General features: G+C 64.6%; 5 protein-coding genes. All 5 read right to left on the reverse strand.

Annotation, left to right across the window (positions count from 1 at the left end):
* Positions 1-2: 2 nt before the first annotated feature.
* Positions 3-1,193 carry an MFS transporter gene (locus ISS20_RS22750; protein ID WP_291439809.1) on the reverse strand — a complete coding sequence of 397 codons (1,191 nt, stop codon included), beginning with the start codon at positions 1,191-1,193 and terminating at the stop codon, positions 3-5.
* A complete protein-coding gene (gene rmuC / locus ISS20_RS22755; RefSeq protein ID WP_291439811.1) occupies positions 1,190-2,737 on the reverse strand; it encodes a DNA recombination protein RmuC in 1,548 nt (515 codons plus the stop codon). Before rmuC ends, ISS20_RS22750 begins: the two co-directional genes overlap by 4 nt.
* Before the next feature lie 75 nt (positions 2,738-2,812).
* Positions 2,813-3,796 (reverse strand): D-glycerate dehydrogenase, encoded by a 984-nt coding sequence (locus tag ISS20_RS22760; protein WP_291439813.1) that lies wholly within the window; start codon positions 3,794-3,796, stop codon positions 2,813-2,815.
* Positions 3,797-3,813: 17 nt separating this feature from the next.
* Complete coding sequence (locus ISS20_RS22765; RefSeq protein WP_291439815.1) at positions 3,814-5,226, reverse strand: sodium:proton antiporter; 1,413 nt, start codon at positions 5,224-5,226, stop codon at positions 3,814-3,816.
* A gap of 66 nt (positions 5,227-5,292) precedes the next feature.
* The coding region (gene pncB, locus ISS20_RS22770; protein ID WP_291439817.1) for a nicotinate phosphoribosyltransferase at positions 5,293-6,478 on the reverse strand (1,186 nt) is incomplete at its 5' end.

The following is a 6,478-nucleotide window of genomic DNA, read 5'->3' on the forward strand; positions in this document are numbered from 1 at the left end:
GTTTACCCTTTTTGGGGGGACTCTGCGGGGTGGTTTTCGCCCATGCGCCACGCCGTCCGTGCACCGGCCCCCACAGCGCAGCCCACCACCCAGAACAGCCCTCCCACCCCAATCACGGCCCCCGCAGAGCCAAACAACATGGGCATGAGCACGCTGGAGGCGTTGATAGCCATGAGCCGCAGACCCAGCGCCTCGCCATGGCGGGCAGACGGCGTGATCTGGTGCAGCAGGCTCATCACCATGGGCTGCACCGAGCCCAGCGCAAACCCCAGCAACACCGAACAAGCACCCATCGCCAGCGCGCTGTGCAGCAGCGGGTAGACGCCAAACAGCACGGCCGTAGCCACCATGGCGCCCGCCACCACCACCCGCTCGCGCAGCCGCTCCGCCACGATGGGCATCAGTACCCGGATGACGGCAGCGGCAATCGCAAACGCCCCAAGGATGGAGCCAATGACCGAGGCCGACAAGCCGCGCTCATGTCCGAGCAGCGGCACTACGAAGGTGTGCACGTCCCAGCACGAGGACAAGATCCAGTTGACCAGTAGCAGGCGGCGAAACGGAGGCTCGTTCATCAGGTCCCACGCGCGCTGCGGGGGGCCGCCTGCGGCGGCGATCACGGGCGGCAGCTCTACTGTGTCTCGCACCCAGAACCAGGTGAGCAGGGGCAAAACCGCCATCAGGGCGAAGGCGGCACGGTAGCCTTCGGTGCTGCCCGCCGCACTGCCCGCGTTGTCGATCATCAGCCCCGCGCAGAAAGGCCCGATGAAGTTGGACACCGCAGGCCCGATGGCCAGCCAGCTGAACACCTGCTTGAGCTGCGTGGCGTCGTGCGCAGCGCGCCCCACATGGCGCTGCAGCGCAATGGTGGCGGCGCCAGTGGCGCCCCCCGTCATCAACGCGGCCACACACAACACCGGGAAGACCGGGAACGCCAGCGCCAGCGCGGCCCCCACCGACGCAACGGCCACCGCGTAGCCGACGGGACGCTTGAGGCCATGTCGGTCCGCATAGCGCCCTGCGGGCAAGGCCAGAAAGACCTGCGTGAGTGCAAACAACGCCAGCAGCACCCCCACGGCTGCTGCACTGTGGCCCTCGCGCAGCGCCAGCAGCGGCGCGGCCAGGCGCATGCCTGCCATGCAGGCGTGCACGCAGATCTGGCCCGCAATCAGCCGCGCCAAGGCCCAGTTCACAGTAGGTCTTCCTCGGAGTCCGCGCCGGGCAATGCCGATGTGCTGCCCCCTGCCAGCGGCACAGCAGTGTCGGGCGCGGGCAGGTCCTGCACATCCCTCAACTTGCGCTGGATCGCGCGGGTACGCACACCCACCTCGTCAAACTTCTTGGCGGCGGCATCGATGGATTTTTTGGTGGCCTCCACCACATCGCCAAACTTGGCGAACTCGGTCTTGACCATGCCCAAGAGGCTCCACACCTCGGACGAGCGCTTTTCAATCGCCAGCGTCTTGAAGCCCATCTGCAGGCTGTTGAGCATGGCTGCCAGGTTGGCCGGGCCGGTGATCATCACGCGGCATTCGTTTTGCACGGCTTCGACCAGGCCGGGGCGGCGCATCACCTCGGCAAACAAGCCTTCGGTGGGCAGGTACAGCACGGCAAAGTCGGTGGTGTGCGGGGGAGAGACGTACTTGGAGAAGATCTTCTTGGCCTCCAGCTTGATCGACGTCTCGAACGCATTGCCCGCCGACAGGACGGCCGCCTTGTCTGCGGCATCCTGCGCGTCCATCAGGCGCTGGTACTGCTCCACGGGGTATTTGGAATCGATGGGCAGCCACACGGGGTGCGCGTCGCTCTTGCCGGGCAGGCGGATCGCAAACTCCACCAGCTCGTCGCTGCCCGGCACGGTCTTGACGTTGCGCGCGAACTGGTCGGGCGTGAGCACGTTGTCGATGATGGCGCCCAGCTGCATTTCACCCCAGGTGCCGCGCGACTTCACGTTGGTCATCACACGCTTCAAGTCGCCCACGCTGCCCGCCAGGGTCTGCATTTCGCCCAGGCCCTTGTGCACTTGTTCGAGCCGGTCGCTCACCAGCTTGAACGATTCGCCCAGGCGCTGCTCCAGCGTGGCGTGCAGCTTTTCGTCCACCGTGCGGCGCATTTCTTCGAGCTTGGTGGCGTTGTCGGCCTGGATGGCGGCCAGGCGCTCGTTGAGCGCGGTGCGCAGCTGCTCGGCGTTGTGCTGGCTGCCCTGCACCAGCCCGGTGAGCTGCTGCGACACGGCGTCTTGCAGCACCGCAAACTGGTTCTTGATCTGAAAGCCGTTGGCTTCGAGCTGGTCCTTGAGCGCTTGCGACATCACTCCCAACTGCGACTGGGTATCCCCCTTGAGCGAATCGAGCGTGAGGCGTGTGGCCGCATCCAGGGCCGTGAGGCGCTGCTCCAGCCGGGCCTCGAATACGCCAAAGGCAGCCAACAGCTCGGCGCGGCCGTTGCGGGATTCGGCCACGGCCTGGGCCAGGCGTTCGTCCACGGCGTGGCGCAGTGTCTCCAGCGTGGACTGCGTGGTCTGGGTAAAGCCACGCAGCTGCTGGCCCATGCCGTCCAGCGCGCCGTCATTCTTGGCCACGGCAATCTGCGTCGCCTGTGTGGTTTGCTCCAGCGACTGCAGGCGTGCCAGCCACTCGGGCGGCAGATCCACTCGGGGACGGCGCAGTAACAGCACCACGAGAAGGACCAGCGCCAGTGCCAGCGCCGCCAAGAGAACAAGTGTGTCAGTGGCCAAGGTTTACTATGTTTTTGATAGCTATCAGCGCATGGTCGACTAGCGCATACAGTCCATTTGATTCAAAACGCCAAATCAGCGCAGGGTGCTAGGCTGATTCACCGGCGTGAGCGGCCCGCGCCCGTCAAAGAAGGCGATCAGGTTGTCCGCCGCCAGGTTGGCCATGGCACGCCTGGTGGGCACCGTGGCGCTGGCAATGTGCGGCGTGAGCACCACGTTGGGCACCGTCAGCAGATCGGGGTGCACGATGGGTTCACCCTCGAACACATCCAGCCCTGCTGCTGCAATACGACGCTCGCGCAGGGCCACTGCCAAAGCCGCGTCATCCACGATGCCGCCGCGCGCAATGTTGACGAGCGTGGCCGTGGGCTTCATCAGCGCCAGCTCGGCCGCGCCAATGGTGTGGTGCGATGCAGAGGTGTAGGGCACCACCAGCACTACATGGTCTGCGGTGCGCAGCAGCTCTTCCTTGCCCACGTAGGTGGCCTTGCATTCAGCCTCCAGGTCGGCGGACAGGCGGGAGCGGTTGTGATAAACCACCTTCATGCCAAAGCCATGCGCCCCGCGCTTGGCAATGCCCTGGCCAATGCGGCCCATGCCGATGATGCCCAGCGTGCTGCCGTGAATGTCGCTGCCCGCGAACATGTCGTAGCTCCACTTGGTCCACTTCCCGGCGCGCAGGTAATGCTCGCTCTCGGTCATGCGGCGGGCCGTGGCCATCAAGAGCGCAAAGCCAAAGTCGGCCGTGGTCTCGGTCAGCACATCGGGCGTGTTGGTGCCCAACACGCCCGCGGCGGTCATGGCATCCACGTCAAAGTTGTTGTAGCCCACGGCCATGTTGGCGCAGACCTTGAGGCGCGGCGCAGCGGACAGCAGCGCGGCGTCGATGCGCTGGCTGCCGGTGGTCAGCACGCCGTCCTTGTCGGCCAGGCGCGCAGCCAACTCTTGCGGGGTCCAGATCACGTCGTCGGGGTTATCTTCCACATCAAAATGCTGGCGCAGGCGGTCCACGATGTCAGGAAAGATCGCGCGGGCGACCAGGATGCGGGGTTTGCTCATAGCGCTCAAAACTCCAATCAACGGAACCAGATAAACGTCATCACCACAAATAGCGGCACCAGAATGCCGCCCGACCACAGCATGTAACCAAAGAAGCTGGGCATCTTTACGCCCCGGTCTTCGGCAATGGCCTTGACCATCATGTTGGGCGCGTTGCCGATGTAGCTGTTGGCGCCCATGAACACCGAGCCCGCCGAGATGGCGGCCAGCGTGGGGGCGAGTGTGGTCATCAGCACGGCCGGGTCGCCCCCGGCGGTGTTGAAGAAGACCAGGTAGGTCGGCGCGTTGTCGAGGAAGGAGCTGAGCGTGCCCGAGGCCCAAAAATACATGGCCGGGTCGGGTGTGCCGTCCGGCCGCGTGACGGCAGACACCACGGCGCCAAAGGGACCGCTGACGCCCGCCTTCAGCATGGCAATGACCGGGATGATGGTGAGAAAGATGCCCGCAAACAGCTTGGCCACCTCCTGCATGGGGCCCCAGCTGAACTGGTTGTCCTCATGCACCTGCTTGGGCGTGATGCGCAGTGACACCAGCGCCACGATGATCAGGCCCACATCCCGCACGATGCCGGGCAGGCCCACCTCGGCCCCGGCGATGGTGAACGCCACCTGCGACTTCCACAGGCCACTCAGCAGCACCAGCACCACCACCACGCCCAGCAGCGCAAAGTTGGCCTTACCGTCAAAGCCGATGGCTTTGGTGTCGGGAGTGGGGTCGGCCCTGAGCACCTCTTCACGTCGGTGGTAGTACCAGGAGTCCATCACGAAAAAGATGGCCAGCAGCGAGCCCACCAGAAACAGCGTCTCGGGGAAAATGTGGCTCACTGTCCAGAAGAAGTCCACCCCCTTCAGAAAGCCCAGGAACAGCGGTGGGTCGCCCAAGGGCGTGAGCGAGCCCCCAGCGTTGGACACGATGAAGATGAAGAACACCACCACATGCGCCGTGTGCTTGCGGTTGTCATTGGCGCGGATCAGGGGGCGGATGAGCAGCATCGACGCCCCCGTGGTGCCCATGACGCTGGCCAGTACCGCGCCAATGGCGAGGATGGCGGTGTTGAGCGCCGGGCTGCCGTGCAGGTTGCCCCGGATGTAGATACCCCCCGCCACGGTGAACAGCGCGGTGAGCAGGATGACGAACGGAATGTATTCAGCCACCAGCGCATGCACAAAACTCGCGCCCGCAGCCCCCGGACCAAAGACCACCGCAAACGGCAGCAAAAAGGCCAGCGCCCAGCCCGCAGCCACCTTGCCAAAGTGGTGGTGCCAGAAGATGGGGGCCAACAGCGGCATCAAGGCAATCGACAGCAGAATGCCGGCAAAGGGTACACCCCACAGCACTGGCAACGCACTGCCATCAATATCGGCCGCCAGTGCCAGACCCGGCAACGCCGCCAGTAGGCCGGCCACTGCCAGCCCGCGCGAGAATTTCATGGTTCTTGTCTCCGTCTCATTGCTAAAAATCTGGGGGCGCAGGGCCATGGCACCTGCGGGGCACGGTCACACCGGCGAAGGGATGTCAAACACCTGGCGCAGGTAGGCCAGGTACTTCTCGTCATCACACATGCCCTTGCCAGGCGTGTCCGACAACTTGGCCACCGGCTGATCGTTGCAGCGCGTCATCTTGATGACCACCTGCAATGGCTCATGGGCAGGCGGGCTGCCGAGGTCGTTGGTCAGGTTGGTGCCGATACCAAACGCCAGCTGGCAACGGCCCCGAAACTGCTGGTACAGCTCGATGGTGCGCGGGATGGTGAGAGCGTCACTGAAGATCAGCGTCTTGGTCAGCGGGTCCACGCGGTTCTTGCGGTAGTGGTCCAGCAACCGTTCACCCCAGGCGAACGGATCGCCGCTGTCGTGGCGTGCGCCGTCGAACAGCTTGCAGAAGTACAGGTCGAAGTCGCGCAGGAAGGCGCTCATGCCATACACGTCCGACAGCGCAATGCCCAGGTCACCCCGGTACTCCTTGGCCCACATCTCAAAGCCGAACACCTGGCTGTCGCGCAGGCGCGGGCCCAGCGCCTGGCAGGCCTGCAGATATTCGTGCGCCATGGTGCCCAGCGGCGTCACGCCCAGCTTCATCGCATACAGCACGTTGCTGGTGCCCGCAAACTGTCCGGGGCCTGCAGGGGCACCGGGGCGACGGTCGCCTGTGCCCAGGCGGGCCACAAGGACACGCAGCACTTCTTCGTGCCAGGCGCGGGAGAAGCGGCGGCGCGTGCCGTAATCGGCGATCTTGAGGTCGGACAGGCCCTCGCCCTGCAGCAGCGCGATCTTGGCATCGAGCCGGCGGCGGCCCTCCGGAAAGTCCGGCACCTTCTGCGTGTTGCGAAAGTACACCTCATTGATGATGGCCAGCACCGGGATCTCGAACAGGATGGTGTGCAGCCAGGGCCCGCGGATGGTGATGTCGATTTCGCCGTTGTGCTGGGGCGTGACGGTGATGTATTTCTCGTTGAGCTTGAACAGCCCGAGAAAGTCCACGAAGTCGCTCTTGATGAATCGCAGTGATCGCAGGTAGGCCAGCTCTGCATCCTGAAACTGCAAGCTGCACAACGAACGGATCTCGTCGCGGATCTCGTTGGCAAACGGTGCCAGCTGCACGCCGGGGTTGCGGCACTTGAACTTGTACTCGACCTGCGCCCCCGGAAACTGGTGCAGCACCACCTGCATCATGGTGAACTTG

It is taken from the genome of Acidovorax sp. (genome assembly GCF_016783915.1).
In the GTDB taxonomy this organism is placed as follows: Bacteria; Pseudomonadota; Gammaproteobacteria; order Burkholderiales; family Burkholderiaceae_C; genus Acidovorax.